The organism is Opitutia bacterium KCR 482 (assembly GCA_029269845.2).
Taxonomy (GTDB): Bacteria; Verrucomicrobiota; Verrucomicrobiia; order Opitutales; family Intestinicryptomonadaceae; genus Merdousia.
Genome location: CP149973.1, coordinates 276495 through 301972, shown reverse-complemented (window position 1 = coordinate 301972; position 25478 = coordinate 276495). Strand labels below are relative to the sequence as shown.

The window sequence follows — 25478 nt, the reverse complement described above, 5'->3', positions numbered from 1 at the left end:
GGGGAAAAGCCGTGCGCCGCGTGCGCGCGGCTTTTTTTTGAAATGGAAACGTTCGACAAAAAGAAAATCGAGGCGGAACGCACATTCCCGAACGAGGGGGTCGCCGTGCTCGACTGCACAATCCGCGACGGCGGAGCAATCACAAACAGCCGCTTCGACGACAAAACCGTTCGCGCCGTCTACGACGCCTGCGCCGACGCCGGCATAGACTACATGGAAATCGGCTACAAGAACGGCCGCAAGTTTTTCGACCCCGAAAAATACGGAAAGTGGCGGTTCTGCGACGAGGATTCCGTAAAGAAAATCGTGGGCGACAATCCGCGCCCGATTAAAATCGCTGCAATGTTCGACGTCGGCAAATGCGAGCCGAAGCTGCCGAAAAAATCGGACAGCCCCGTCGATTTGATAAGGGTTGCAACATACGCGAAAGACTTGCCCGCAGCCCTCGACATCGTAAAATACGCAGCCGACCTCGGCTACGAAACGAGCGTGAACATCATGGCGACTTCGACGCTTTCCGAGCGCGAGCTGAACCTGTCGTTCGAAGCCGCCGCCGAAAGCCGCGCCGACATTGTCTACATGATGGACAGCTTCGGCGGTCTTGACGGACACCGCCTGCGCTACATTCTCGCAAAGTGCAAATATATCTGTACGGAAAAGCGCGCAGGCGTGCACATTCACAACAACCTGCAACTTGCCTTCGCCAACACGATTGAGGCGGTCGAAAACGGCGCGGACATCGTAGACTGCACGCTCTGCGGGCTTGGGCGCGGCGCGGGCAACTGTCGAACGGAGCTTTTGGCGGGATATTTGAAACGCCTTGACATGCGCCCGATTTTGGAGTGCGCGCAAAACTTCATCGAACCCCTGCGCGGAAAATACTCGTGGGGCTTCGACCACGCGTACATGGCGACGGGGCTTTTCGGCAAACACCCGTCGGCGGCTATGGAGTACGGCAAAACGCAGCCGCGCCCAAGCCTTGCCGACTTTTACGACAGCGTCGCAAACTCATAGCTGCAACAACCCCGCCTCGAAACGGACGCCACAGGCGCCCGCTTTTTTGTCTATTTTTTCACTGAAAACTTCGCGCATAGGAGGGCGATTTTTCTCCGCCGTAATTGTCTCCTCCGGCAAAAAAACGCCGTCGAAATTCGACGGCGTTTTCTGTTTTGCAAGCTGTCTTCCGCTTAGAAGCCCTTGACTTTGAAGAGCGATGTGACCGACATATTGTTGTGGATTCGCAGAATCGCCTCCGTGAGCAGGTTCGCGACGCTGAGTACCGTGATGGGGTAGTCGGCATAGCGCGGGTCTGGCGGGGTGGAGTCTGTAATAATGAGTTCGTCGAGCCACTTTTCCGAAAGTCTGTCGTACGCGCTGTCGGTAAGCACTGCGTGTGTGACTGCTGCTCTGACTGTTTTTGCGCCCTTGTCTTTGAGGATTTTCGCGGCGGCGGTAAGCGTGCCCGCGGTTTCCGTCATGTCGTCAACAATCAGAATGTCGCGGCCTTCGACTTCGCCGACAAGGCTTGTCGCCTCGACAACTTCCGCGCTGATTCTGCGCTTTGCGATGAATCCGAGCTGGCAGTTGAAAAGCGTTGCGTATGCCTGCGCGCGTTTCAGTCCGCCGACGTCGGGCGCGAAAATCGTGAGGTTGTCTGCGGGCTGGTTTTTCAGATATTCGTAGATGACCGGCGACGCGTAGAGGTGGTCGCAGGGAATATCGAAGAAGCCCTGAATCTGGTTGGCGTGGAGGTCGAGCGTAAGCACGCGGTTTGCGCCCGCTGCGACCAGGAGGTTTGCGACAAGCTTTGCGGTAATCGGAACGCGCGGCTGGTCTTTTCTGTCCTGACGGGCGTAGCCGAAGAAGGGCAGAACCGCCGTGATGCGCTTTGCCGAAGCCCTGCGGGCGGCGTCAATCATGATGAGCAATTCCATGAAGCTGTCGTTTGTGGGACGGCTCGTGGGCTGGATAATAAAAACGTCGTCGCCGCGGATATGGTCGATAATCTTGACAAAAGTTTCGCTGTCGGGGAAGGATTCGACCAATGCGTTTCCAAGGGGCAGCGACAGCTGTTTGCAGATTGCTTCGGCGAGAGCGGGGTGCGTTCTGCCGGTGAAGATTTTCAGGTTGTCGATTTTCATACGTCAAAAATTCGGGCGGTTGCGCCCAATTCGATTTTTTTTTACCCTACCGCGGGCGTTTGCAAAGTCAAGCGAAATACAAAATCAATCGAATGCGCAAAAAGCGCGCGCCGAAAACGGGCGCGCGTTGCGAATAGGGCGGCTTGTTCCGAAAATCCGCCGAAATGTCCGAATTTTTGCGTTGCGGAGCTTAGAACAGCCCCGAATTTTGGTTGTAGACGGCGTCGTACTTCACGCCTATTGCGATGTAGTCGGCGCGGGTCGATGCGATTTGCGCGGTGCATTCGTCGATTGCTTTTGCCTGCGACGGCCAGCGGCGTTTCAGTTCCACCGCAGCTTTCGACGGGTTCGACTGGTATTCGGAGAGGAAGTTCGCGATGTCGGTTTGCGCCTTCGTCATGTTGACCGTGTACATCTTTTTTTCGATGTCGGCGAGTTTCTGCCACGCCTTGACGTTCGCCCTATACGCGTCGATAAATTCGGGAGGGCAGCCAGTCAGCGCCACCGACTGCGACTTTGCCGCGACTTCCGAAACCGTGTTCGACGTCGAGACTATTTGTTTGTCGATTGCATAGACCGTTTCAATCGCCGTGCATTCGGGGCTTTTCTGCGCGGGAGGCTGGGTGTTGCACGCCGCAAGCGACGCGCACGCGAAAAACAGGTAGACAAGTTTTTTTAATCCGTTCATGTTTTGCATATCGTAAAAATAGGAGTATTCTTTCGCGGAAATTGCAGCGGACTTTCATTTTTCCGTCCCGCGCTTTCCTTTTATTATTAAGACAGCGTTCGGCGGCGGGCGTTCGGAAAAATCGCGCGTATTTTCGGCGGGGCGGAAAAAATTGTTGTCGAAAAAATTAAAATCGTTCTAATGGAGGGATTGTAAAAAATTATGGCACTCGAAAAAATCAACGACGTTAAAGGCAAGGCCGTTTTCATTCCCGGAAACGACATCGACACCGACAGAATCATTCCCGCCCGCTTCATGGTTTGCGTGACTTTCGAAGGCTTGGGCAAATACGCATTTTACGACGAACGCAAGAACGCCGACGGCACGGACAAGATCCACCCGCTTACCGACCCGCGCAAACAGAACGCGAAAATCCTGCTTTCGGGCGCGAACTTCGGTTGCGGCTCGTCGCGCGAGCACGCGCCGCAGTCGCTCTGGCACTACGGGTTCAGGGCGATTGTCGCCGAAAGCTTCGCCGAAATTTTCTTCGGCAACTCGACGACACTCGGCATTCCCTGCGTCTGCGCCTCGCACGCCGACATCGAAAAAATCGGCGAACTCATCGAGAAGAACCCCGACGCCCCCGTGGACGTCAACCTCGACGCAATGACGGTCTCCTGCGGAGATTTCTCGTGCAAGTGCTCCATGCCCGACACCGCCCGCGCGGCTCTCGTTTCTGGCACTTGGGACCCGATTGCGGAACTACTCGACGCGGAGTCGGCAATCAGGGAAAAGGCGGCGTCTCTGCCTTACTTTAAATAGTCATGAAATTCATTCTGGAAGGCGCGGGGATATTCATTTATCCGCTCGGTTTTTGCTCGTTTCTGGCTCTCTTTATAATCATAGAGAGGCTGATTTCTTTGCGCGACTCAAAGGTAGTTCCGCGCGAAATCGCGGGCATGCTTGTCTCGGGCGTGCTGCCGTCGGCTTCGCCCGCGTCGTCCGTCGGAAGAATTCTGTACTATTTCAACACCTCCAAGCCCGATCCCGAAGCCCTCAAAGCTTTCGCCCAGCTTGAAATGACGCGCCTCGAACGCGGCATGTTCTGGCTCGACATCGTGATTTCCGCCGCTCCGCTCTTGGGGCTGTTGGGAACGGTCGCGGGCTTGGTCGCGGTGTTCTCGGTAGATTCTTCTTCCCTGCCGACACCCGAAACAATCTCGCGCGGCGTGGGTCTTGCGCTTTCGACCACAATCTTGGGGCTTACGATTGCGATTCCCGCCATCGTCGGAAATTCCTACCTCAACAGACGCATAGACAAGCTTTGCGCGCGTCTGAACATCTGCGTTGAAAGCCTTATCGACATTCAGCAAAAAAGCGGAAAATAGTCCGTGGACATCAGGAAGAACAGGCGCAGAAGAAAGGCGGAAGTGAACATCGTCCCGATGGTGGACGTTCTCACCGCGCTTATCTTTTTCTTTCTTCTGACGATGCAGTTTAAAAACATCTACGCGGTTGACATCACGCCGCCCAACATGGAAAGCTCCGTCGGGACGTCGAAACAAAAGCCCGACACAATCGCGATTGACAGGGACGGACGCTACTACTTCAACGCGGGCGAAGTCTCTTTCGAAGCCCTCGAAAAAACGATACGCGAGCTGCCCAAAGACGCGTCGCTCATTCTGCTTGCCGACAAACAGACGCCTCTTCATTTCGTGACTTCCGTTATCGACTCCGTGAAGGTCGCGAAAATCAAAAAGCTCAGCCTGCAAACCGACAAATAACTTCCGCCTCCGCCGAAAACTCCGCGCGTTTTCTTTGCGGCTGACTTTTTGCGGCGTCGCCTCCGCGCATAATGCGCGAAGCCCGCGCGGTTGCAACGCGCTGATTTTTTCGCAAAATATGCTTGTCTTGCGGGCAAAACGCGCTTGAATGTCTCTTGTTAAAACGGCGTCCGCGATTTTCGTTTTTTCTTCATGGGCTTGCCGTTTGCGGTTTTCTTTCCGCTCGCAATTTTGCCGATTTTTTCGTTTGGGACGGAGTGCGCGGGAATCGCAGCAAACATCAAAATTTAACAATCATGGACAACCTTGAAATAGTCGAAGTGGGCGGAATTTTCGCGCCCACAACAAACAACAACGGCGTGCTTCTCGACCCGAAGCGCGGCGGCAAAACCCGCCGTACCGACCCCTACGTTCCGAAGGAGCTTGTGCGCAGGTTCAACGTCAAAAAGGGGCAGTACATCACCGCAAAGGCGCATCAGGCAAACGGGCATCAAAACCCGAAAGTGCGGTTTATCGAAACAATCGACGGCGTGCCGTGCACCGAACGCCGCAAACTGCCGTCATTCCAACAGCTGACGACTATCGCGCCTAACAAAAAGCTCCGCCTCGAAACAAAAGACGAGCGCATGACAAACCGCGTAATCGACATATTCTGCCCGATAGGCAAGGGCACACGCGGGCTGATTGTAGCTCCCCCGCGGACGGGGAAAACGACGCTGCTTAAAGACATCGCCTATGGGGTAATACAAAACCACCCCGAATGCAAACTCATGATTCTGCTCGTCGACGAACGCCCCGAAGAGGTCACCGACTTCCGCATGGACTTGCCCGAAGCCGAAATCTACGCGTCGTCGAACGACGAAAATATCGAAACCCACATCAGAATTGCCGACCTCGCAATAGAGCGCGCAAAGCATTTGGTCGAAACGGGCAAAGACGTTGTGCTTTTGATGGACTCACTCACGCGGCTCTCTCGCGCGCACAATTCGGCAAAGGCAAACGGCGGACGCACGATGAGCGGCGGCCTCGACATTCGGGCGTTGGAGCGTCCGAGGCAGATTTTCTCGGCGGCGCGAAACACGGAGGAGGGCGGAAGCCTGACGATTATAGCGTCGGCGTTGATTGAGACAGGCTCGCGAATGGACGACCTGATTTTTCAGGAGTTCAAGGGCACGGGCAACATGGAAATGGTTCTGGACAGGAAAGTCGCGGAACTGAGGATTTGGCCTGCGATAAACATTTCGGCGTCGGGGACGCGGCGCGAGGAACTTTTGCTGTCGGCGGACGAGCTGGAGGCGGCGTCGTTTTTGAGACGAGCAATGGCGGGGGCCAAGCCGGAAGATTCGGCGGAAACGCTTATAAAAAGAATGAGCCAGTCGAAAACAAATCAGGACTTCATATCCATGATTCTTTAACGGCGCGTGAAAGCACTTCCCTAAGGGCGTTTCCCTGTACCCGCAGACCGCTCGCGTACGATAAGTACGCCACGCGCCCTGCGTGCACAGGAAAGCCACCCTTATGAAAGCACTTTGACGCGCCTAAAATTACAGTGCTAACGCACAAAGGTTTTTAGAGTGCGCTGGGAGAAAAGTAGAGTTGATTGGTAAGCGGAGAATCTGTGTTTGCGGAAATCCGCTTTTTTTTATTTCTCCGCGCAAAGCGCATCTGTTTTATCTCTGTTTCTTTAAAATATTAAGTATATCCCAAGCGTAGTAATTGGCGAAGCCAATACGGACTGATATAGAAAAGGCGCGGTTATAGCCGCGCCGTATTATAACTATAAGGAACGAAGTTCCGTTGCCGTACAGGCTGCCAGCCTGTCGGTTATAGCCGCGCCGTTTAATCACAGAAAGGAGCGAAGCTCTGTAGGGAGGTGCGACCCGCACCCGAAGTTCCGACGAGTGGCGCGGCTCGCGATTGGGGGCGGAGGCGGAGGAATTTTGCAAAGCAAAATCCGCCTCATGGGGGCAAGCCCCCATCTGCGCCGTGCAGGCTGCAGCCTGCCTAGAGCCAAGATTTGGAGAAGGGGGTATCTTTGAAGAGGGCGGCGATGCCAGTAATTTGTTTAAGGCGGAGGATTTCGTCTGCGCTCATGCCGAGGTGTTTTGAAATCCACGCGTTCGACTTACCCATTTCGGTGAGTTCGGCTACGATGTTGCTCATAAGGTCAACGTCGTGCGAGCCTCGGGCGCGGTTGTGGCGGATAGTTGACGCCATGCGGTCGTCGATTGGGCGGTCGATGACTACCACGGGTAGCATGCCGTTTTCGCGCTCGTAGATGTCGGGGTGGATTTGTATGATTCGGAAGCGGTGGAAACCGTCCACGACTTCGTAAACGTCCTCGTCTTTCAGGTAGTAGCAGACGATGGGCTGGGTGTAGCCGTCCTCTTTGATTGAGTCGTAAAGGAGCTTCATTTCGGGCGGGGCTACCTTGTTGGGGTTGTAGCAGTTCGCCCTGATTTTCTCTACCGGCACGGCGCGGACGCCGTACACGGGACTTTTCGGTTTGTCTGTCATAAATTTTTATATTTTTCCAGAAGGTTTCTCATTTTTTCCTGTTGGTGCTTTGTCTGCGAGAAACTCAGCCCCGAACAGAGGTGGTCGTTTTTGAGAATGCAAATGCACATGCGCCGCCAAGACGGGGCGAGCTTTTTCTGCTCGAAGCCGTTGTCGATGTGGTCGGGAATTTTGGAGTAGCGCACGATAGGCTCGTTCGAGGGCGATTTTCTGTCGGTAATTTTCGCTTCGGGCGGGAGGTCGCCGATAAATTCGCCGCCGACGGGCGAGCCTTTTTTGTGCCACCACCAGATGAAGCGTTTGAACTTCGCCTTGTAGTGGGCGGCAAGTTCGGGCGGGAGGGTTGCAAGAAGCAGCTTGCAGTAGCTTTTCCAAGTGTGCCCCTGCGGCAGTTTGACATTGCGATAGCCCATGATTCGGTTTCCGCAGTAGATGTTGCCGAAATTCGCGCCGCTTACGCGGTTGACGACTTTCGCCCAAGTGTCAGGCTCTATGACGCGGTAGAGGTTAAGCCCCTTGCGCTGGTCGTCGCCGTAGGGCTGGCAAATGCGCTGGGAGGCGAGCGGCACGCCCGCCTTGTAGAAGAGGTCGTAGAGCCTGTTGTACTTCCAGCCGAGCCTGCCGTTGGCGACCCACACGTCGCGGACGTTCCAGTCGTAGATGGGGTAGGCGTTGTAGAGGGTGTCGGTAATTTTCGTCGTCCAGTTTTTGCCGTCGAGGGTTTCCTTTACATAGTTGCGGATAGTGCGGTATCGGTTTAGGCTCTCGTCGGAGCGGATTCCGACAAGGCACGCGGTCTTTTGCCCGTTGGAGTACCATTTGCCGAAAGCGGGGACGAACTCTTCGAACTCCATTTTCTTTTGGAAAAACGGGAATGGATTGTTTTGCTCTGTGGCGAGATTGGGATAGTCGGGGTATTCGCGAATCCACTTGTCGCGCTCGTCCAAGTCCCAGCAAGTCCAGAACGGCGAAAAGACGCTGACGGCGTTGCGGAGGGTGAGCGGCAGGCAGCACCAGTAGACGTCGAGCATGTCGGCGTTTTCGAGAAGCGTCTCCCTGATGTAGTCTATCGTTGTAAGGTACTGTCCCTCCAAGTCTATGAAGAGCACGCCGAGCTTTTTTTTGATTTTTTTCCGCCGCATGCAGTCGAGCGCGAGGTTGAGCACAACCGAGCTGTCTTTTCCGCCCGAAAACGAGACGTAGACGCGCTCGAAATTGTCGAAGATGAATTCCATGCGCTCCGTTGCGGCTTCGTAAACGTTTTTGTCGAGATATTGCTTCAAAGTTTTTGCGCCTCCTGCGCGGTGATTACGCGCTCGAACATTTCGAGCAGGTCGCGTTTTCTGTCGAGACTGTACTTTATGATGTCTTCAAGCCCCGTGTTAATCCAGAGGTTGTAGACGTTGACGGTTTTTGTCTGTCCCGTCCTGAAAATTCTGTGCGTCGCCTGTTCCTTTTCCTTGTAGTCGAAAGTCTGCGAATAGAAGACGACGTTGTTTGCGCATTGGAGGTTCAGTCCCATGCTTCCGACTCCGTAGGTGCAGACGAGCACGCTTTCTTCTGTTTCGAAAAGCGAGAGGTCGTCCTTTCTGCCGCCCATGTAGACAAGCCCGCCGAATGTCCTGTTCAGCATTTGCGCCTCCGCCACGAACTTCGCGAAAATCACGACTTTCTCGCCGCGGTCGAGTATCCTGTTGACGATTTCTATCGCCGCGCAAAACTTAGCCTTGCACGATACCGTGTACGCGTGCTGGAACGCCTGCGCGACCGAAAAAAAGCAGACGTAGAATTTGCCGTTGAGGTATTTCCGCTTGAAGTCGGAATAGCGTCTGCGCTCGGCGGAATCGAGGTCGAACTCGCGGTTATAGACTCTAATGCGGCACTCGTTGTCGAAGTCTGCGTCGAAAACGTAGGGCTTGATGATTTCGGCGAGAGCCTCCACATTCGCGGGTTTCGACCACCTGCGCCACGGGAAGGGGTCGATTCCGTCGAAGAAATAGACGAGGAAATTGTCGGCGAACTGCCGCTCGGTCATTTTGAGAATGTTGGGCGAGAGGAACGAAATCTGCGCGTAGAGGTCGAGCAGGCTTTTCGTGATTGGCGTGCCGTTTAGGATAATCCTGAAATCGAAAAGGTGGTAGTCTCCCAAAAGGCGGCGCGTGCGCAGGGCCTTTGTATTTTTTATGAAAATGCTTTCGTCCACAATGCAGAAGACGCGGCGCGACTCCGCAATTTTGCGCATTTCGAGGTATTTCGAGTCGCTCTGCGAAACGCTTTCCGTGGAAAAGAAGAAAATCAGTCCGAAAAAGCCCGCAGACCACTTTTCTATTTCCGACAGATACCTTGCCGACTTCAAGAGCGAGGCGGGGGCAATCCAGATAACGGCGTCGATGTTTCCGAGCCTGAGCCTTACGAGGTCGCACGCAACCTTTGTTTTGCCCGAACCCATCTTCATGAACAACGCGCCCGCGCGAAGCTTCGACAGCTTTTCAACAGCCGACCGTTGGTTTGATTCTAAGTTCATCTATGCAAATCTGGTTGTAGACGGGAGCGATTTTCGGCGGAATGTGGAAAAGCAGCTTCCACCTGAGCCCGTGCTTTTCGGCTATAGACTTTTCGAGAATCACCGAGTTGCGCGCGCCCGTCTTGAAGGCGTCGTTCGGAAGCTCGACGCGCTTTCCGCCGACGAGAAGCACCGAGGAGTTTTCGTCCGAGCGTTCGATTTGGCTGTACCAAACTCTCACTTTCATTTGAAGGGCGCGGGAAAAGTTGAATGGAAATTATAATGTGATATTGAGTTTGAATTATGATTTGTCAAATGGAAAATTTCCCTTCCTCCTCTTTTTTGCCCTCCCTCGCACCCCTTGTGCGAAAAAGCCTCCTCCGTCCCCTCCCTCCGCTTTTGTCAAGATAGCCCGCCCCCTCCGCCCGATTTTCCGACTTTTCGCGCAAAAAGCGGAAATTTTTTGAAAAATGGGGTTGTAAAATGCCCGTAAAACTTCAATCTTGTCGGATTGATTTATTAAACAGGAAACGCAATGCTTACGGAATTTAAAAGTCAGATTATCGCCGATGTCGGAATCAGCATGGGCGACGAAGGTAAGGGACGCCTCGTCTACGAAGTCATAGACGAACTCAAATCGAAAACGGGACGGAAAAATATCGCCGCCATCGTAATCAAAGTAAACGGCGGCGCAAATTCGGGACACACCGCCGGCGGCGTCAAACTCAACCTCCTCCCCGCAGGCGTGATAGAAAACGACGTCGAAACGCTGGCAATCGGCGCGGGCGTTGTTGCCGACCCCCGCAAATTCATCTGGGAGGGCGCGCCGCTCGAAAAACGCGGATACAAAATTTTCGACAGACTCGTAATCGACGAACGCACAATGATGTCCGACCTCGGACACAGACTTCTCGACCTCGCGTGGGAAGACTACCGCGTAAACGTCCTCAAAGACGAGCCGCGCGGCTCGACGGGCAGGGGCATCACGCCGTCCTACGCCGACGAAGTCAGCCAGTTCCAAATTTGCTACGCCGAATTTCTCGGACACAAAGAAGACTTTGCCCGCAAACTTTCCGCAAAACTCACCCGCGCCTGCGACACAATAAAATACGTCTGCAAAGTGTCGCCCGAAAAGTGGGCGCAGTTTTTCGAAAAGCTCACAAACGCGGAACTTAGGGCAAACGCCGACGCAATCAAAGACGGCGTGTTTGCGGAGTCGGACTTCGACTTCAAAAAATTCATGGGCGCAAATCCCTTCGAAATCAATATCGACGCGGTTGTGGAAGAATATTGGTCGGCTGGACGGAAACTTGCAAAGAACATCGGCGACGTGCGCGAAATCTGCCTGAAAGCGCTGTCGGAGGGCAGGTATATCGTCGGCGAATACGGGCAGTCGTACTGGCTCGACAAACGCCACGGCTTTGCGCCCAATGTAACGGCGTCGCACACGGGCGTTCCCGAATTTTTCGAAAGCGCGTGCATTCCGCTCCGCGCGGTCCACACGCTCGGCTGCTGCAAGGCTTACGACACGAAAGTAGGCACGCACGTCTTCCTCACGCAAATGGACGACGCCCACCCGCTCGCCCAGAAGCTCAAAAAGCTCGAATACGGCACAAGCACCGGCCGCCAGCGCATGGTCGGCTGGTTCGACGCCGTCGAAAAGGGCGACGCGCTCCGCTACGGCGGCTACGAAGACATCGTAATAAACAAGCTCGACGCGCTGTCGTACTCCGGCGATTGGAACGGCGACCTGCTTGTGTGCACTTCGTATGTGGACGACTCCACGGGCGAAGTATACCACGGCGTTCCGCGCTGCGACGCGCTCCGCAAAAAACTGCGCCCCGTGTACGCAAAACTTGCGGGCTGGAGCGAAGACATTTCGAAAGTCCGCTCGTTTGCCGACCTCCCCGAAAACGCGAAAAAATACGTCGCGTTCTGCCTGAAAAGCGTCGTGGAAGTCGCGTCGAAGTCGGGCTTAAACAACAAGCCGAATTTGCGATATATCGGTGTCGGGCCGATGCAGTCCCAAATCATAAGAGACATACCTTCGACCGACGAACTTCTAAAACTCGTATAACACGCACACACTTGCGCCGCCGCTCCGCAAAACGCGCGGCGCGCGCGGAATCGTAAAATGGCTACGGAATATAAATGCGACATATGCGGCAAGCCCGCAACATTCCACATCACCAAAATCGTAAACGGTAAAAAGGTGAAGGTGCATTTGTGCTCCGAGTGCGCTGAAAAGGCGTCGCTCGACGCCGCAAATCTGCCGCTCGACCTTTTTCCGAAATTGAAGGAACTGGAAGAGAAAATAGTGTCGGCAAAGGCGGCAAACCCGGATTCGTGCCCGACTTGCGGGGCGTCGCTTTCGGAAATCGAAAAGGGCGCGAGGTTCTCGTGTCCCGACTGCTACGTCGCGCTGGGCAACAGGCTCTTCGAGCTTTTCGCCCAAATGCACGCAGCGACGGAGCACAAGGGCAAGACGCCGAAAACGCACGGCGCAAACTGCTTTGCGTCGATAGACAACTCCAAAAAACTGCGCGATTTCGAGGAAATCGCGGGCGGCGAGCTGTTCGACGAAACGCTCGAAAACACGCTCGACGCGTTCCTGTCGGAAACGCAGCCCGTAAAGCTCAACGCCGAGGTTGTGGAGGATTCGCAGCCCGACGCCCAACCCGCGGAGGAGACTCCCGGACTCTTGCAGAAAATGCTCGACGAAGCCGTCGCCGAGGAGCGGTACGAAGACGCCGCCGACCTGCGCGACAAGCTCAAAAAACTGTCCGAAAAGAACAAATAATGGTCTTGAAAATCCACAGAAAAAACTCCGCAATCGTGATGACTTCGCGCATAAGGCTTGCGCGGAACTTGGCGCACACGCGCTTCTCGAACGCGGCGTCTTGCGGGGAGCTTGCAGAGGTGTTCGAAAAATGCGCCGACGCGCTCTCAAAGACGGGGAAATTCAAGGGCGGCAGGCTCGTAAAGATGTCCGAAATCTCCGACTTCGGAAAGAGCATGCTCGTCGAGGAACGCCACGCAACCCGCGAACTCGCGGGCGCAACCGAAAACGCGGGCGTGTACATTTCAAAAGACGGCGCGGCAAGCGCAATGATTAACGAGGAAGACCACCTCCGCATTCAGGCTGTCGCAAAGGGGCAGCGGCTCAACGCGCTGTGGCGCACGGTAAATTCCATAGACGACGCCGTCGAGGAGCGGCTCGAATACGCGTTCAGCCCCAACTTCGGCTACCTCACGGCGTGCCCGACAAACGTCGGAACGGGAATGCGGGCGTCGGTCATGTTGCACCTTCCCGCGCTTTCGCTCGGCGGCCAGATAGAGAAAATAGTGCGCGGGCTTAACCAGCTGGGAATGGTAGTCAGGGGCGCGAACGGCGAAGGCAGCGACTCTTACGGGGCGTTCTTCCAGCTGTCGAACCAGCAGACGCTTGGAATTTCCGAAGAGGAAATCATAGCAAAAATCGCAAAATTTACCGACAAGCTCGTCGAGTTCGAAACAAACGCGCGGCTGAAAACGATGCAACAAACGCCCGTTGTGATTGTCGATAAGATAGCGCGGTCGGTCGCGATATTGAAAAACTGCAAACTTATAGACACAGCCGAGGCGGTCTCGCTGCTTTCGAACATTCGCATGGCGGCGGACATGGGCTTCTGCAAGTCGGCGGGAGACGTCATAGAAGATGTCGACAACGCAATTCTCGACATTCAGCCCGCGCATTTGCAGGACAAATTCAATATCAGGGAATCCGAGGCGTCCGAGCGCGACGCGGTGAGGGCGGCGTATCTTAACACGTTCGCCGCGGGACTTCCCGAATTCGCCGCAAAATAAGTTAATATCGGCATGTTGCGTCCGATAAACAACGCGCAACACGGAAGGAATTATCATAAAATGCAGCACTTTACACCGAGAGCCCAACAGGTAATAACGCTGGCGCGCAAAGAAGCGGCGCGTCTGGGGCACAACTACATAGGCACGGAACACATCTTGCTCGGCATAATCCGCTTGGGGCAGGGGGTTGCCGTGAACGTCCTGCGCAAAATGGGGATAAACCTCGAAAACGTGAGCGCGGAAATCATGCGCCAAGTCGGCGGGGGAGATGCCATGATGCAGGCGGCAAACGACCTCAAATACACACAGAGAGTGCAGAAAGTGCTCTCGCTGGCGTCGAACGAGGCGGGCAGACTCAACCACAACTATATAGGCACGGAACACATTTTGCTTGGGCTTCTTCGCGAGGGCGAGGGAGTCGCGGCGGAAGTTCTGCGCAAGCTGGGCGTGAATATCGACGCCTGCCGCAACCAGATTCTTGCCGAGCTAGACCCAAAGTTTGTGGGCGACACTCCCGACGACCCCGACTCCGACATTCCCCAGTCCGAGGGCGGCGAACGCTCCGAACACGGCAAACAGAGCGCGCTTAAAGCGTTCGGTCGCGACCTCACCGAACTTGCCCGCAACGGCAAGCTCGACCCCGTCGTGGGACGCGCAAACGAAATCATGCGCGTAATTCAAATTCTGTGCCGCCGCACAAAGAACAACCCGGTTCTCGTGGGAGAGGCGGGCGTCGGCAAAACCGCGATAGTCGAGGGCTTGGCGCAGGAAATCGCAAAAGGCGAAGTCCCCGAACTGATTGCCTCAAAACGCGTAATCACGCTCGACATGGCTCTGATGGTCGCGGGAACAAAATACCGCGGACAGTTCGAAGAGCGAATCAAGGCGGTCATGGACGAAATCGAAAAGGCGGGCGACGTCATTCTTTTCATCGACGAACTCCACACGATAGTCGGCGCGGGCGCGGCGGAGGGCGCAATGGACGCCTCCAACATCTTCAAGCCCGCGCTCTCGCGGGGGTCGTTGCAGTGCATAGGCGCAACGACTATCGCAGAATACCGCAAGTTTATCGAAAAGGACAGCGCGCTCGACAGGCGTTTCCAGAGTGTCAAAGTCGAAGAACCGTCGCGCGACGACGCCATTCTGATTCTCAAAGGCCTGCGCGGCAACTACGAAAAACACCACCACTGCGTGTACTCCGACGCCGCGCTCGAAGCCGCCGTAAAACTCTCCGAACGCTACATCACAAGCAGGTTTTTGCCCGACAAGGCAATCGACGTAATCGACGAGGCAGGCTCCCGCGCGAGAATCAAAACGCTCGAACGCCCGCAGGAGGTGCTCGACATCAACGCGAAAATCGCCGATACGGAAAAGGCGAAGGAGGACGCAATCCGCGACCAACGCTACGAGGACGCCGCAAAACTGCGAGACGCCGAAAAATCGCTCTCGCGCGAGCGCGACGAAATCGTCAAAAACTGGAAGAAGTCGCTCGAAGACAAGCGCGTGGAAGTCGGCGAGGACGACATCTACGCGGTGGTTTCGACGTGGACGGGCATTCCGCTTTCGCGCATGGAAAAAGAGGAGAGCAAAAAACTGCTCGAACTCGAAGACCGCCTGCGCGCACGCGTCGTGGGGCAGGAGGAGGCTACGTCGGTTATCGCCCGCGCCCTCAGACGCTCCCGCGCCGCGCTTAAAGATCCGAAACGCCCGATAGGCTCGTTTCTGTTCTTGGGTCCGACGGGCGTCGGGAAAACGTATTTGGCAAAGATGCTCGCCGAACAGATGTTCGGCAAGCAGGAGGCTCTCATTCAAATCGACATGTCCGAGTATATGGAAAAATACTCGGTCTCGCGGCTAATCGGCTCGCCCCCCGGATACGTCGGGCACGAAGACGGCGGACAGCTCACCGAGCAGGTTCGCAGACGCCCGTATAGCGTAATACTCTTCGACGAAATCGAAAAGGCGCACCCCGACGTCGTGCAGATTCTCCTGCAAGTCTTGGAGGACGGCAGACTCACCGACAGCCTCGGCAGAACGGTCGATTTCCGCAATACGATTATAATTCTTACAAGCAACGTCGGTGCGAACATTCTGCAAAAGAACCCGTCGATGGGCTTCGGTGCGGCGGGCTTCGACGACGATTACGACAAGCTCAAAGAGAAAGTCATGGACGAAATGAAAAAATCGTTCCGCCCCGAATTTCTCAACCGCATAAACGACATCGTCCTCTTCCGCATGCTCACAAAGGCGGACATGGAAAAAATCGTCGGGCTTGAGCTTGACAAACTCCGCGCAAGACTTGCCGAAAAGGGAATGTCGCTTGTTCTCGACAAGCCCGCGACGGACTTCCTCATATCGAAAGGGTGGGACGAAAAGTACGGAGCGCGGCCGCTCAAACGCGCAATCGAACGCGAGCTTGAAGACGCCCTTGCCGAGGAAATCCTGCGCGGAACAATCACCGACGCTGGCGAAATTTTCGCAACGCTCGCCGACGGCGGCAAACATATCGCATTCTCGCAGAAAAAGAAACCGTGTAAAAAGGCGTAGTTTAAAAATTTCCGCAATCCGCAGGCATTCGGCTTGCGGATTTTTTTTTGCGCCCGCGCGTCGAAAGCCGCGCCCATTTTTTGCGCCACCGCGCGGCATTTTGCTTGCGCGGCGCGTCGGAACCCGTAGGATAGGCGGCTTAATTTCTTTCAGAAAAAATTATGAAACCTAAAAAAGTCGGAATACTCACGGCGGGCGGACTCGCGCCCTGCCTGTCAAGCGCAATCGGCGGTCTGATTGAACGTTATACGGAAATCGACCCCTCCATCGAAATCATATGCTACATCAACGGCTACAAGGGGCTGTTGCTCGGCGATAGCATCAAGGTAGACGCAAAAATGCGCGAACAGGCGCACTTGCTCCACCTCTACGGCGGCTCGCCCATCGGCAACTCGCGCGTGAAGCTTACAAACGTTAAGGACTGCGTAAAGCGCGGCCTCGTCAAAGAAGGTCAGGACCCGCAGAAAGTTGCGGCAGACCAGCTCGTCAAGGACGGCGTAGACATTCTCCACACAATCGGCGGAGACGATACCAACACCGCGGCTGCCGACTTGGCTAAATTCCTTAAAGAAAATAACTACGAACTCACCGTCATCGGGCTTCCCAAGACGATTGACAACGACGTCTATCCCATTCGCCAGAGCCTCGGCGCGTGGACGGCGGCGGAAGAGGGCGCAAAGTTCTTCAAGAACGTCGTCGGCGAATGCGGCGCAAACCCGCGCATGCTTATTATCCACGAAGTAATGGGGCGCAACTGCGGCTGGCTTACTGCGGCGACTGCGGCGAAATACCGCGAAATGCTCAACCGCGGCGAATACGCCGACGGTCTCGGACTCACAAAAGCGCGCCGCGACGTCCACGCAGTGTTCATTCCCGAAATGGAAATCGACATCGCCAAGGAAGCGAAACGCCTCAAAGAAGTCATGGACAAGAACGACTGCGTAAACATCTTTATCTCCGAGGGCGCGGGCGTTAAGACGATTGTCGCCGAAATGGAGACAAAGGGCGAGGAGGTTCCCCGCGACGCTTTCGGACACGTCAAGCTCGACGCCGTAAACCCCGGCAAATGGTTCGGCAAACAGTTCGCCGAAATGATTGGCGCGGAAAAGGTTATGGTTCAGAAGAGCGGCTATTTTGCCCGCGCGGCTGCGGCAAACGCCGACGACCTGCGCCTCATCAAGAGCTGCACCGACCTCGCCGTAGAATGCGCAATGCGCAGGGAAAGCGGCGTAATCGGGCACGACGAAAACAACGGCAACGTCCTCCGCGCTTGTGAATTTGAGCGTATCAAAGGCGGAAAACCGTTCGATACAAAGCAGGCTTGGTTTGTCGAATTGCTGAAAGCAATCGGACAGGCGTAGTCTCAAAAAGGGGCAGCACGCGAAGCGGGTTGCCCTAATTTGAGATAGAGGTGGAAAACCTCAAAAAGGGGCAGCACGCGAAGCGGGTTGCCCCAATTTTTGAGAAAGGCGGAAAACCGCGCAAAAAGGGGCAGCACGCGAAGCGGGTTGCCCCAATTTTTGAGAAGAGCGGGAAACCGCGCAAAATGAGGTGGAAAACGCTTAAAAAAACGCTTATCGGTTTTTATCAAAAGAGAAATCTCGTTCATGGGATTTCTCTTTTTTATTGTAAAATGCCGCTCTCTGTTGCTTACGCCTGACGATACTAAAAAGCGGCATGGCATTTTTGCCGTGCCGCTTGCTTATGAAAATTGCGGAGGAGCTTAGTGCCAGTTGCGGTCGTTTTGCGCTCCGCTACCGTACGCGCCCTTTGCTTCGAAGCGCATTTTGTAGACTTCTTCGGAAAACTTTTTGAAAGTTTCCACAAGCTTGTAGTGCGGGGTGTCCGCCATGTCGACAAGCCCGATTCCGCTGTCGGCTTTGTCGTACCTGCCCGTGGCGGGAAGGTCGAACCACGCGAACCATTCTATGCCCGCAACGGCGGGGTTGTGCGCCGCGCTCCGCATGAATTCGAGCGTGCACCGCGCCTGATTTTCCGCGGTTTCGACGGGAACCATAGTTATGCCGAACGTGCCCCCGTCGTAGGGCGTGAAGTGGTATTCGCCGATGAGAATCGGCCGGTCTTTCGAGCCTGCGGGCAGGGCGAGGTTCGAGATATTGTAGCGGTAGATGTTGGCTGTAACGACTTCGCAGTAGTCGGCCGAAATCATCGCGGCGTATTCCCACGCCGAGCCGTATGTTCCGAAGCTGCACCCCAAGTACATAGCGTCTTTGTCGATGTTCTTGATTGCATCGCGGCAGACTTTGAAATATTGGCGCGTGTAGAGTTCTTCGAAGTCGTACAAGTCGGCAATGCCTTTTTCGGTGGTCGGGAAGAAGTTTTTTGTTTTGAGGAATCCGGCTTTCGATTCGTACTTTGAGCCCCACGCGTCGTTCAGGTCTCGGAGCGTTTTGTATTTTTTTTCGAGCATTTGCCAGAACGCGATTTTCGCGCTCTGCGTTTCTCCGCACGAGAGCACGCCTTTCGAAATTTCGGCGCGCTTTTCGACCCACGGCAGCTCGCCGTCTACGAACACGCCGAAGCAGTACGCGCTCTTTATGTATGGGGCGCATTCGGCGAGCCGCTCGCGCACGGATTTTTCGAACTTCGGCGAGAACCAGTCGGGCGGCAGCTGCCACCAGCCGTGGAGCTTGTAGTCGCCGTCAATCAACTCTTCTGGCGCGGAGTAAACCGTAACGGTGTAGGGCACTTTCGCCTTTTCGAGAAGCGGGTACTCGCTCAAATGCCCGCCGAGGTTTACGCCGAAAAGCTTTGCGCGCCGCGCCAAGATTTTTGCGAGAAAGTCGGCGTCGGGGTTGCCGTATTTTATGTCGATATTTCGGGCGTAGTAGTTGAAGCTTTTTGCGGGCTTGCCCTGAAAGTATGAGCGTTTGAAAGGCGCGGTTGCAAGCGTGTACTTTTCGCCGATGGGTTTTTCGAAGAATTTTTCGCGCCCTTCAATGGGCGTTGACGGCGTGCGCTTTTCGCAGTCGCGCCCGTCGAGTTTCGGCGGATTCAGACTCCACCCGAAGCCCGCTTTGCACGCGCCCACCGCAAAGAACGGATTGCCGTCGGGCGTGATGAACCACCATTTGCCGTCGATTTTCTGCGTCCTGAATTTGCCCGTCGCCGCGAATTTTTTGTCGGGCGAGACAAAGCCAAAATACTTGTCGCGGTCGGGGCGCGAGTCGGGCAGGGCGTCGGCGAGCGTTTTCTCCCGCGCAGCCTGCGCCTTCAAGTCGGCGTCGGAGTGAACCTTGTCGGTCCAGTCGCGGTGCTTGTACTGCCCGTATTTGTCGATGAACGGGAAAAATTCGGCTTCCGACATCGACAGAATTTTGTCGTCCGCTTTCAGATAGTAGTTCTTGAACGGATTGCTGCGGCACGACGCGAACACTTTTGCATTGTGCACCGCCCAGTCGCTTTTCGCGGGGGCGTTGAAGCCGCGTACTTTAACGTTGTCGAACACGGCGCGACCGCCCGCCGACACGCAAACGCGCAGAGTGCACTTTTGCTCCGCGCGTCCGTGGAAGAGCGCCTTGAACGTTTCGATGTCGCCGTCGTTGTGCAGAAAAAACGGGCGTTCGCTGCGGAAGTCGGTGTACTTCCCGTTCCGGTCGATAAAGCCGACTTGCGGCGCGCCTTTCGCGCCGTTGAGCGTTTTGTAGTTGAACGAGACTTCGAAGACGTTGAATTTGTCGCTCGACACTTCGAACGCGGTCTCGTCTTTGCCGTTGGCGGCGTCGCACAAAAGCGAGCGCGAGCCGCCGATGGCTTCGTCTTTCGCGTCGGTTATGCGCGATTGCGCCCCGATTTCGAGCGTCGGTTTTGCCCCTTCAAAATCTTCGTTTGCAATGTAGCTTTGCGCCGACGCGACCGCCGAGGCGATTCCCATTGCGATAAATCCGAATGCTGTTTTTTTCATTTTTTTCAAAAGTTGCGTTTTGTTTAAAAATCCGAATTTTTGATTTTATCCGCCGATTCACGCGCGGATTTCGCAAGTTTTAACAGTTCGGCGAAGTTCATTTTCAACTCGCCCCTGTACCAGTTTTTCCACCCGCCCTCGGTGTTGATTTCCTTTGCGCGGTCGAAGTATCCGAATGCCTCCAAGGCCTTGTCAAGCTCAGCCTGCGCGGCGGCGCAGTCGCGTTTTGAGAGCGCGATGACTGAGGAGGTCGAATGCTTGTAGATGTCGGAGCACGCCCGCATTATCAGCGCGTGTGAAAGCAGGTTTGTCCGCAGGAATTTCCGCGACGGTTCTTGCAGGCTTGGAAGCGATTTTTCGATTTCCGCAACCGCGTTTTCGAAATTTGCCGATTGCTTCGAGATGTGCGCAAGCCTTTCGGGGAATGTTCCCTTTTCGAAGTGCATGTCGGAGAGAAATTGCCGCCAGATTCGCTCCGTTTCAGGGTCGCGGTTTTTCACTTTGCCCGTGTCGGTTTTGACTCTTTCGACAAAGCTATTAAAGCTTTTTTTAGATTTCGCCGCGTTTTTTATCAGCGTGAAGTTTTGGATAATCCCCTTTTGCGCCGTGCCGTTTTTGTCGAAAAGTGTAAACTGCGCCGCGAGCAGTTCCGCCGCGCACGCAAATAATCCCGCAAGCAAAAGACATTTCTTCATGCGCAAGACTCTATTTTGAGGGGCGTAATTGTCAACCGCAAATCTCGCCTCAATCGAATGCGGCGGGGCGAGCGCTTAGTCCCACGGAAGTTTTACGCCGCTTAGCGGGCGGAGATTCGACGTGTCAACAGGGACAAGGATTTTCCCCCTGTTCAGAATGTCCCGAGGGTCGAAGATTTTTTTTATTGAGCGCATCAGTTCAAGCTCGGTCGGCGTGTGCTGTTTGGACATGTATTTCGACTTCAAAAAGCCTATTCCGTGTTCGCCCGACACCGCGCCGCCCACTTCCACAGCCCTTGAAATAGCCTTGTCCATCGCCGCGAGCGCGCGGGCGCGTCCCGTCGGATCCGACGATTTGTACATGAAGTGGATATGGTAGTTGCCGTCGCCCGCGTGTCCGAATACGGGTGTTGCGAGCTTGTATTCCCTGCCCAAATTTTTGAAATATTCGAAGTACGCGTCGAGCGATTCCGCGGGCAGAACGATGTCCTGATTTATTTTTCCGTCGCCAAGCTCGAACATAGATTGCGACGCCTTGCGGCGGATTTCCCAAAGCCTTTCGGTTTCGGCGTTGTCGGCGGCGTATTTTGCGTCGGCTTCGGGCGAGAGCGTTTGCGCGAATTTCCGCGCCTGTTCCGCGCTGTCGTCGTCGTCGAATTCCGCGAGGATTGCCGCCGAGTTTGCGGGCACGCCGAAGTCGGGGTGTCTTGCCCGAATGCACGAGACCGTTTCGACGTCCATGAATTCGAGCACGCAGGGCGAGAGGTTTGCCCGCATGATTTTCCCGACGCCCTTGAACGCCTCTGTATCGCTTTTGAAAAACGCAAGCGCCGCCGTGCGCGACTTCGGGAGCGGAAGCAGTTTCAGCCACGCCTCCGTTACGATTCCGAGCGTGCCCTCCGAGCCTATGAAAATGTCGCGCAGGTTGATTCCCACAGAATATTTTTTCAGCGGCAATGCCCCCGATACCGCGCGGCCGTCGGCGAGCACCGCTTTCAGTGCGAGCACGTTTTCGCGCGTCGTGCCGTATTTGAGCGCGCGCAGTCCGCCCGCGTTGCACGCGATGTTTCCGCCTATCGACGAGAATTTGTGCGAGGACGGGTCGGGCGCGTAGAACAGCCCGAATTTGTTTGCCGCCTCGTCCACATTTGCCGTGATTGCGCCCGCGCCGACGTGCGCCATGCGCGAGACCGCGTCGATTTCGATGAAGTCGATTCCCGACATGTCGAGCACAACGCCCCCGCATGTCGGCACACAGCCGCCCGCGCAGCCCGTTCCCGAGCCTCTTACGGTAATCGGAACGCCGCAGTCCGACGCCGCCTTCATCGTTTCCGAAACGTCGGCCTCCGACTTTGCGTAGACCACGGCGTCGGGCAAAAAGCTGTACCGCATTTGGTCGAGCGACGCCGCAAAGCGCGAGTGTTTGTCCGTCGCGCAAGCAATTCCGCATTCTTTGAGTCTGCGGAGCATTTCGCATAAATCGGGCATGCTATTTAAGATACGGCTGCATTGATTCGTAGTGGAACGTGCGCAGCCTGCTTACGATGTGCCGCGCGCGTTTGAGCGAAAGTATTTCGTTTCTGAGCGCGCGGGCGGTTTCATATTTCGTTTTTCTCAGCAAAAATTTGATTTCGTTGACCGCCTTCGGACTCATGCTGAACTCGCTAACGCCCATGCCGAGCAGAAGCGGCGCGAAAATCGGGTCTGCCGCAAGCTCTCCGCAGACGCATACGGGAATGTTCGCCCTTTGCGCCGCCGATACAACCATGTCGAGCGTGCGGATTACCGCGGGGTGGGTAGGCTCGTAGAGGTAGGCTACCATGTCGTTAACGCGGTCAACCGCCAGAATGTATTGGATAAGGTCGTTCGTGCCGATGCTTATGAAATCGCAGACGTCGCAGATGATGTCGGCTGTAATTGCCGCGCTCGGAACTTCAATCATTGCGCCGACTTGAATGTTTTTGTCGAAGGCTATTCCCGCCGCCGCAAGCTCGTCCTTCGCCTGCTCAATCAGCACGCGCGAGCGTTCGACCTCGCGAATCGAGTTTATCATCGGCAGCATGATTTTCACTTTGCCGAACGCGCTCGCCCTGAGTATTGCTTTCAGCTGCGTGAGGAAAATGTCCTTGTGGTCGAGGCAGAACCTGATTGCCCTGTACCCCATGAACGGATTTTCCTCTTTGTTTACCATTTTCATGAGGTTCAGGTTTTTGTCTCCGCCGAGGTCGAGCGTGCGGATTGTTATAGGTTTGCCGCATGCGGCGACCGCCGCGTTTTTGTAGACCTCGAACTGCGCGTCCTCGTCGGGGAACGAGCCGCTGTCGAGGAAAAAGTTTTCGGTGCGCAGAAGCCCGACGCCGTCGCAGTAGCTCATTGCGCCTTCGGGAATGTCGGCTGCGGAGCTTATGTTAAGCTCTATTTTGAATTCCTTGCCGTCGGAGGTTATCGAGGGGTAGGGCAGCGACGTGTCGAAAACCTTTTGGATTTCGCGGTGCACCGACTCTATTTCCGTGAAGTGGCAGAGCGTGTCGCGCGACGGGTTCACAACGACGTTTCCGTTGTAGCCGTCAACCAGCAGGAATTCGCCCGACGAAATTTTGTCGGCAACGCCGTCCACGCCCACAATGCACGGAATGCCGAGCGAGCGCGAGAGAATCGCCGTGTGGCTTGTCTGCGAGCCTTTTTCCGTAACGATTGCAAGGATTTTGCTCTTGTCTACGAGCGCGAAGTCCGACGGCGCGAAGTCGGAGCTTACAAGAATCAGCGGGTCGGAAAGCGCGCCGATTTTCGACGTCTCGATTCCCAGCATGTTTGCTATCACGCGCCGCGACACGTCTTTGAGGTCGCAGATTCTTTCGCGGATAAACGAGTCGTCTATTTTCTCAAACGCGTCGATGAATTTGTTGATTACGTTCGAGTAGCAGTACTCGATGTTGAAATGCTCCTTTTGGAACGTCGCGAGCGTTTCCTGCATGATTGCCACGTCTTCGAGCACAAGCAGGTGCGCGTCGAAAATTCCCGATTCCGCGTCGCCGACCGTTTCGGACAGCTCCGATTTTATCTGCTGTATGTCGGCGCGGGTTTTGAGGATTGCGTTTTGGAAGCGTTCGATTTCCGCGGGTTTGTCGGAGTCGCGGATTTCGTATACGGGCGTATCGAGTTCGCGTCTCAACATAACGAACGCCTCGCCCTGCGCTATGCCTTTCGACACGGGCAATCCCTTTAACTCGCGTTCCGCCTGTTGATGTTTTTCGCTCATTGTCTTTATTTTTTTTCGACGGTTCTATTTTTCAACATTATTTTCGGCAAATCTGCCTCCCAAAACAGCCAGCGATTTCAAATAGGGCGAGTTTTGGGATTTTGCAAGCTCCAAGCTTTCGGCGGTCATGCGCCACTGCCAGTTGCCGTCGGGATTCCCGGGGGTATTAAAGCGGCAGCTTGACGGCAGCCCCAGAATGTCCTGCATCGGGACTACCGCAAGGCGCGCCACGCTCAGCATTACCGCGTGTATCATGTCCCAGTTGGGAACGTCGCCCGCCGAGCGGAAGTAGCGGCGCAGCTGGTCTTTCGCCTTTTCGTCCGCCGACGCGTACCAGCCGCACGCGGTGTCGTTGTCGTGCGTGCCAGTGTAGTACACGCAGTCGCGCTTGACGTTGTGCGGAAAATACGGGTTCGACGCGTCGCTTCCGAACGCGAACTGCATTACCGCCATTGCTGGAATTTTCAGGCTGTCGCGCAAATTGCATGCGCGTTCCGAGAGCAGCCCGAGGTCTTCGGCGACGAACTTTTCGTCGGGGAAATGCCTTTTCAGAAAGTTGAAGAAATCGACCCCGGGCCCGATTTTCCACGAACCCTTGCGGGCGTCGGCGGCTTTTGCGGGAATCGACCAGTAGTCTGCAAAACCCCTGAAATGGTCGAACCTGATTGCGTCGTACATATTCGCCGCGGCAGCCACGCGCCTGCGCCAAAATTCGTAGACTTCCGCCTTTTTGTTTTTCCAGTCGTAGAGCGGGTTGCCCCAGAGCTGTCCGTCCGCCGAAAAATAGTCGGGGCCTACCCCCGCGACGTTCCGCGCCGTGCCGTCTTTGTTAAGCTCGAAAATTTCGGCGTTGCCCCATACGTCCGCGCTGTCGTGGGCGACGAAAATCGGCAGGTCTCCGAAAATGCCTATTCCCGCCTTTTTCGCCTTTGCCTTGAAGCGTTCGAACTGGTCGAAGAACACCCACTGCGCGAATTTTGCGGCGAACTCCTCCTCCCGCGCCCCATCGGAGATTTCCGCGTTTTTTGCCGAGTGGTAGTTTGCGGATTTTTTGCCCCACCCGTACCACGGCTTGCCGCCGAATTCGCGTTTGAGGGCGGTGAAAAGCGCGTAGGCGTCGAGCCAGTCGGCGTTTTCGGCGCAGAATTTTTCGAACTTTTTTCCGTCGGGTTTCGACGCCTTCCAGCGCGATGCGGCGCGGCGCAGCAGGGCGGGCACGTTGTTGTAGATTGCGCCGTAGTCGCACCTGTCGCGCGGGAGTTTTTTGAGCGGTTCGAGTTCCGACTCTTCAAGCAATCCCTTTTCGACAAGCTCCGAAAGGTCGATAAAATACGGGTTGCCCGCGAATGTCGAGAACGACTGGTAGGGCGAGTCTCCGTAGCCCGTAGGGCCCAAGGGGCAAATCTGCCACCACGTCATTCCCGATTTTTCGAGGAAGTCCAAAAACGCGTCGGCCGCGCTTCCGATGTTTCCGATTCCGTATTCGGACGGCAGCGACGATATGTGTAGAAACACGCCCGAAGCCCGTCCGCCGTGCCACGAAAAATCGGCGATTTTACTGTCGCTTTTCATCTTATTTACGCTGTCGGCGCGA

General features: G+C 55.4%; 22 protein-coding genes. 10 read left to right on the top strand and 12 right to left on the bottom strand.

Annotated elements, in window-relative coordinates; translation table 11 throughout:
- Positions 1 to 42 precede the first annotated feature (42 nt).
- Positions 43 to 1014 (top strand): aldolase catalytic domain-containing protein, encoded by a 972-nt coding sequence (locus tag P3B99_001235; GenBank protein WYJ07752.1) that lies wholly within the window; start codon positions 43 to 45, stop codon positions 1012 to 1014.
- Between the two features lie 173 nt (positions 1015 to 1187).
- Here P3B99_001235 and P3B99_001230 read toward each other — a convergent pair whose 3' ends face one another.
- Together P3B99_001230 and P3B99_001225 are read right to left on the bottom strand one after the other, a co-directional pair.
- Positions 1188 to 2141 (bottom strand): ribose-phosphate pyrophosphokinase, encoded by a 954-nt coding sequence (locus tag P3B99_001230; protein WYJ07751.1) that lies wholly within the window; start codon positions 2139 to 2141, stop codon positions 1188 to 1190.
- A 190-nt stretch (positions 2142 to 2331) separates the two neighbouring features.
- Entirely contained in the window at positions 2332 to 2829 is a 498-nt protein-coding gene (locus tag P3B99_001225; GenBank protein ID WYJ07750.1) for a hypothetical protein, read from the bottom strand.
- 201 nt (positions 2830 to 3030) lie between these two features.
- Between P3B99_001225 and leuD the strand changes: the two genes are divergently transcribed.
- The 4 genes from leuD to rho all read left to right on the top strand — a co-directional run bounded on the left by leuD (position 3031) and on the right by rho (position 6007).
- On the top strand, positions 3031 to 3630 hold the full coding sequence (gene leuD / locus P3B99_001220) for a 3-isopropylmalate dehydratase small subunit (GenBank protein ID WYJ07749.1): 600 nt from the start codon (positions 3031 to 3033) through the stop codon (positions 3628 to 3630).
- Between the two features lie 2 nt (positions 3631 to 3632).
- Complete coding sequence (locus tag P3B99_001215; protein WYJ07748.1) at positions 3633 to 4196, top strand: MotA/TolQ/ExbB proton channel family protein; 564 nt, start codon at positions 3633 to 3635, stop codon at positions 4194 to 4196.
- Between the two features lie 3 nt (positions 4197 to 4199).
- On the top strand, positions 4200 to 4592 hold the full coding sequence (locus P3B99_001210) for a biopolymer transporter ExbD (GenBank protein ID WYJ07747.1): 393 nt from the start codon (positions 4200 to 4202) through the stop codon (positions 4590 to 4592).
- A 296-nt stretch (positions 4593 to 4888) separates the two neighbouring features.
- Positions 4889 to 6007 carry a transcription termination factor Rho gene (gene rho / locus P3B99_001205; GenBank protein WYJ07746.1) on the top strand — a complete coding sequence of 373 codons (1119 nt, stop codon included), beginning with the start codon at positions 4889 to 4891 and terminating at the stop codon, positions 6005 to 6007.
- 589 nt (positions 6008 to 6596) lie between these two features.
- Here rho and P3B99_001200 read toward each other — a convergent pair.
- Genes P3B99_001200 through P3B99_001185 form a run of 4 tightly spaced genes read right to left on the bottom strand, consistent with a single transcriptional unit; the run spans position 6597 to position 9859 of the window.
- Positions 6597 to 7109 (bottom strand): ParB/RepB/Spo0J family partition protein, encoded by a 513-nt coding sequence (locus tag P3B99_001200; protein ID WYJ07745.1) that lies wholly within the window; start codon positions 7107 to 7109, stop codon positions 6597 to 6599.
- A complete protein-coding gene (locus tag P3B99_001195; GenBank protein ID WYJ07744.1) occupies positions 7106 to 8392 on the bottom strand; it encodes a DUF3440 domain-containing protein in 1287 nt (428 codons plus the stop codon). The genes P3B99_001200 and P3B99_001195 overlap by 4 nt, the downstream gene beginning before the upstream one ends.
- Positions 8389 to 9633: a DEAD/DEAH box helicase gene (locus P3B99_001190; GenBank protein WYJ07743.1), complete on the bottom strand. Its 1245-nt coding sequence runs from the start codon at positions 9631 to 9633 to the stop codon at positions 8389 to 8391. Before P3B99_001190 ends, P3B99_001195 begins: the two co-directional genes overlap by 4 nt.
- The gene (locus tag P3B99_001185; protein ID WYJ07742.1) at positions 9599 to 9859 is read right to left on the bottom strand and encodes a hypothetical protein; all 261 of its coding nucleotides are present in this window, start codon (positions 9857 to 9859) and stop codon (positions 9599 to 9601) included. The genes P3B99_001190 and P3B99_001185 overlap by 35 nt, the downstream gene beginning before the upstream one ends.
- Positions 9860 to 10147: 288 nt before the next feature.
- Here P3B99_001185 and P3B99_001180 point away from each other — a divergent pair, with 288 nt between their 5' ends.
- From P3B99_001180 to P3B99_001160, 5 genes are all read left to right on the top strand, one after another.
- Positions 10148 to 11689: an adenylosuccinate synthetase gene (locus tag P3B99_001180; GenBank protein WYJ07741.1), complete on the top strand. Its 1542-nt coding sequence runs from the start codon at positions 10148 to 10150 to the stop codon at positions 11687 to 11689.
- Positions 11690 to 11746: 57 nt separating this feature from the next.
- Positions 11747 to 12412 (top strand): UvrB/UvrC motif-containing protein, encoded by a 666-nt coding sequence (locus P3B99_001175; GenBank protein WYJ07740.1) that lies wholly within the window; start codon positions 11747 to 11749, stop codon positions 12410 to 12412.
- The gene (locus P3B99_001170) at positions 12412 to 13458 is read left to right on the top strand and encodes an ATP--guanido phosphotransferase (GenBank protein ID WYJ07739.1); all 1047 of its coding nucleotides are present in this window, start codon (positions 12412 to 12414) and stop codon (positions 13456 to 13458) included. The genes P3B99_001175 and P3B99_001170 overlap by 1 nt, the downstream gene beginning before the upstream one ends.
- A 60-nt stretch (positions 13459 to 13518) precedes the next feature.
- Positions 13519 to 16005: an ATP-dependent Clp protease ATP-binding subunit gene (locus P3B99_001165; protein WYJ07738.1), complete on the top strand. Its 2487-nt coding sequence runs from the start codon at positions 13519 to 13521 to the stop codon at positions 16003 to 16005.
- A gap of 161 nt (positions 16006 to 16166) precedes the next feature.
- On the top strand, positions 16167 to 17366 hold the full coding sequence (locus P3B99_001160; GenBank protein WYJ07737.1) for a pyrophosphate--fructose-6-phosphate 1-phosphotransferase: 1200 nt from the start codon (positions 16167 to 16169) through the stop codon (positions 17364 to 17366).
- 2 nt (positions 17367 to 17368) lie between these two features.
- On the opposite strand, the gene P3B99_001155 is transcribed toward P3B99_001160, so the two are convergent.
- From P3B99_001155 to malQ, 6 genes are all read right to left on the bottom strand, one after another.
- Positions 17369 to 17614 (bottom strand): hypothetical protein, encoded by a 246-nt coding sequence (locus P3B99_001155; protein ID WYJ07736.1) that lies wholly within the window; start codon positions 17612 to 17614, stop codon positions 17369 to 17371.
- 114 nt (positions 17615 to 17728) lie between these two features.
- Positions 17729 to 19930, bottom strand: a complete 2202-nt coding sequence (locus tag P3B99_001150; GenBank protein WYJ07735.1) for a hypothetical protein — start codon at positions 19928 to 19930, stop codon at positions 17729 to 17731.
- A 23-nt stretch (positions 19931 to 19953) separates the two neighbouring features.
- Positions 19954 to 20625 (bottom strand): hypothetical protein, encoded by a 672-nt coding sequence (locus P3B99_001145; GenBank protein WYJ07734.1) that lies wholly within the window; start codon positions 20623 to 20625, stop codon positions 19954 to 19956.
- 75 nt (positions 20626 to 20700) lie between these two features.
- Entirely contained in the window at positions 20701 to 22113 is a 1413-nt protein-coding gene (locus tag P3B99_001140; GenBank protein WYJ07733.1) for an FAD-linked oxidase C-terminal domain-containing protein, read from the bottom strand.
- 1 nt (position 22114) lies between these two features.
- A complete protein-coding gene (gene ptsP, locus P3B99_001135; protein WYJ07732.1) occupies positions 22115 to 23884 on the bottom strand; it encodes a phosphoenolpyruvate--protein phosphotransferase in 1770 nt (589 codons plus the stop codon).
- Positions 23885 to 23908: 24 nt separating this feature from the next.
- The gene (gene malQ, locus P3B99_001130; GenBank protein ID WYJ07731.1) at positions 23909 to 25456 is read right to left on the bottom strand and encodes a 4-alpha-glucanotransferase; all 1548 of its coding nucleotides are present in this window, start codon (positions 25454 to 25456) and stop codon (positions 23909 to 23911) included.
- Between the last annotated feature and the right edge of the window lie 22 nt (positions 25457 to 25478).

Coding starts and splice junctions, on each gene's coding strand:
- P3B99_001235 (WYJ07752.1), top strand. CDS start 43: ATGGAAACGTTCGACAAAAAGAAAATCGAGGCGGAACGCACATTCCCG.
- P3B99_001230 (WYJ07751.1), bottom strand. CDS start 2,141: ATGAAAATCGACAACCTGAAAATCTTCACCGGCAGAACGCACCCCGCT.
- P3B99_001225 (WYJ07750.1), bottom strand. CDS start 2,829: ATGAACGGATTAAAAAAACTTGTCTACCTGTTTTTCGCGTGCGCGTCG.
- leuD (WYJ07749.1), top strand. CDS start 3,031: ATGGCACTCGAAAAAATCAACGACGTTAAAGGCAAGGCCGTTTTCATT.
- P3B99_001215 (WYJ07748.1), top strand. CDS start 3,633: ATGAAATTCATTCTGGAAGGCGCGGGGATATTCATTTATCCGCTCGGT.
- rho (WYJ07746.1), top strand. CDS start 4,889: ATGGACAACCTTGAAATAGTCGAAGTGGGCGGAATTTTCGCGCCCACA.
- P3B99_001200 (WYJ07745.1), bottom strand. CDS start 7,109: ATGACAGACAAACCGAAAAGTCCCGTGTACGGCGTCCGCGCCGTGCCG.
- P3B99_001190 (WYJ07743.1), bottom strand. CDS start 9,633: ATGAACTTAGAATCAAACCAACGGTCGGCTGTTGAAAAGCTGTCGAAG.
- P3B99_001185 (WYJ07742.1), bottom strand. CDS start 9,859: ATGAAAGTGAGAGTTTGGTACAGCCAAATCGAACGCTCGGACGAAAAC.
- P3B99_001180 (WYJ07741.1), top strand. CDS start 10,148: ATGCTTACGGAATTTAAAAGTCAGATTATCGCCGATGTCGGAATCAGC.
- P3B99_001175 (WYJ07740.1), top strand. CDS start 11,747: ATGGCTACGGAATATAAATGCGACATATGCGGCAAGCCCGCAACATTC.
- P3B99_001170 (WYJ07739.1), top strand. CDS start 12,412: ATGGTCTTGAAAATCCACAGAAAAAACTCCGCAATCGTGATGACTTCG.
- P3B99_001165 (WYJ07738.1), top strand. CDS start 13,519: ATGCAGCACTTTACACCGAGAGCCCAACAGGTAATAACGCTGGCGCGC.
- P3B99_001160 (WYJ07737.1), top strand. CDS start 16,167: ATGAAACCTAAAAAAGTCGGAATACTCACGGCGGGCGGACTCGCGCCC.
- P3B99_001155 (WYJ07736.1), bottom strand. CDS start 17,614: ATGAACGAGATTTCTCTTTTGATAAAAACCGATAAGCGTTTTTTTAAG.
- P3B99_001150 (WYJ07735.1), bottom strand. CDS start 19,930: ATGAAAAAAACAGCATTCGGATTTATCGCAATGGGAATCGCCTCGGCG.
- P3B99_001145 (WYJ07734.1), bottom strand. CDS start 20,625: ATGAAGAAATGTCTTTTGCTTGCGGGATTATTTGCGTGCGCGGCGGAA.
- P3B99_001140 (WYJ07733.1), bottom strand. CDS start 22,113: ATGCCCGATTTATGCGAAATGCTCCGCAGACTCAAAGAATGCGGAATT.
- ptsP (WYJ07732.1), bottom strand. CDS start 23,884: ATGAGCGAAAAACATCAACAGGCGGAACGCGAGTTAAAGGGATTGCCC.
- malQ (WYJ07731.1), bottom strand. CDS start 25,456: ATGAAAAGCGACAGTAAAATCGCCGATTTTTCGTGGCACGGCGGACGG.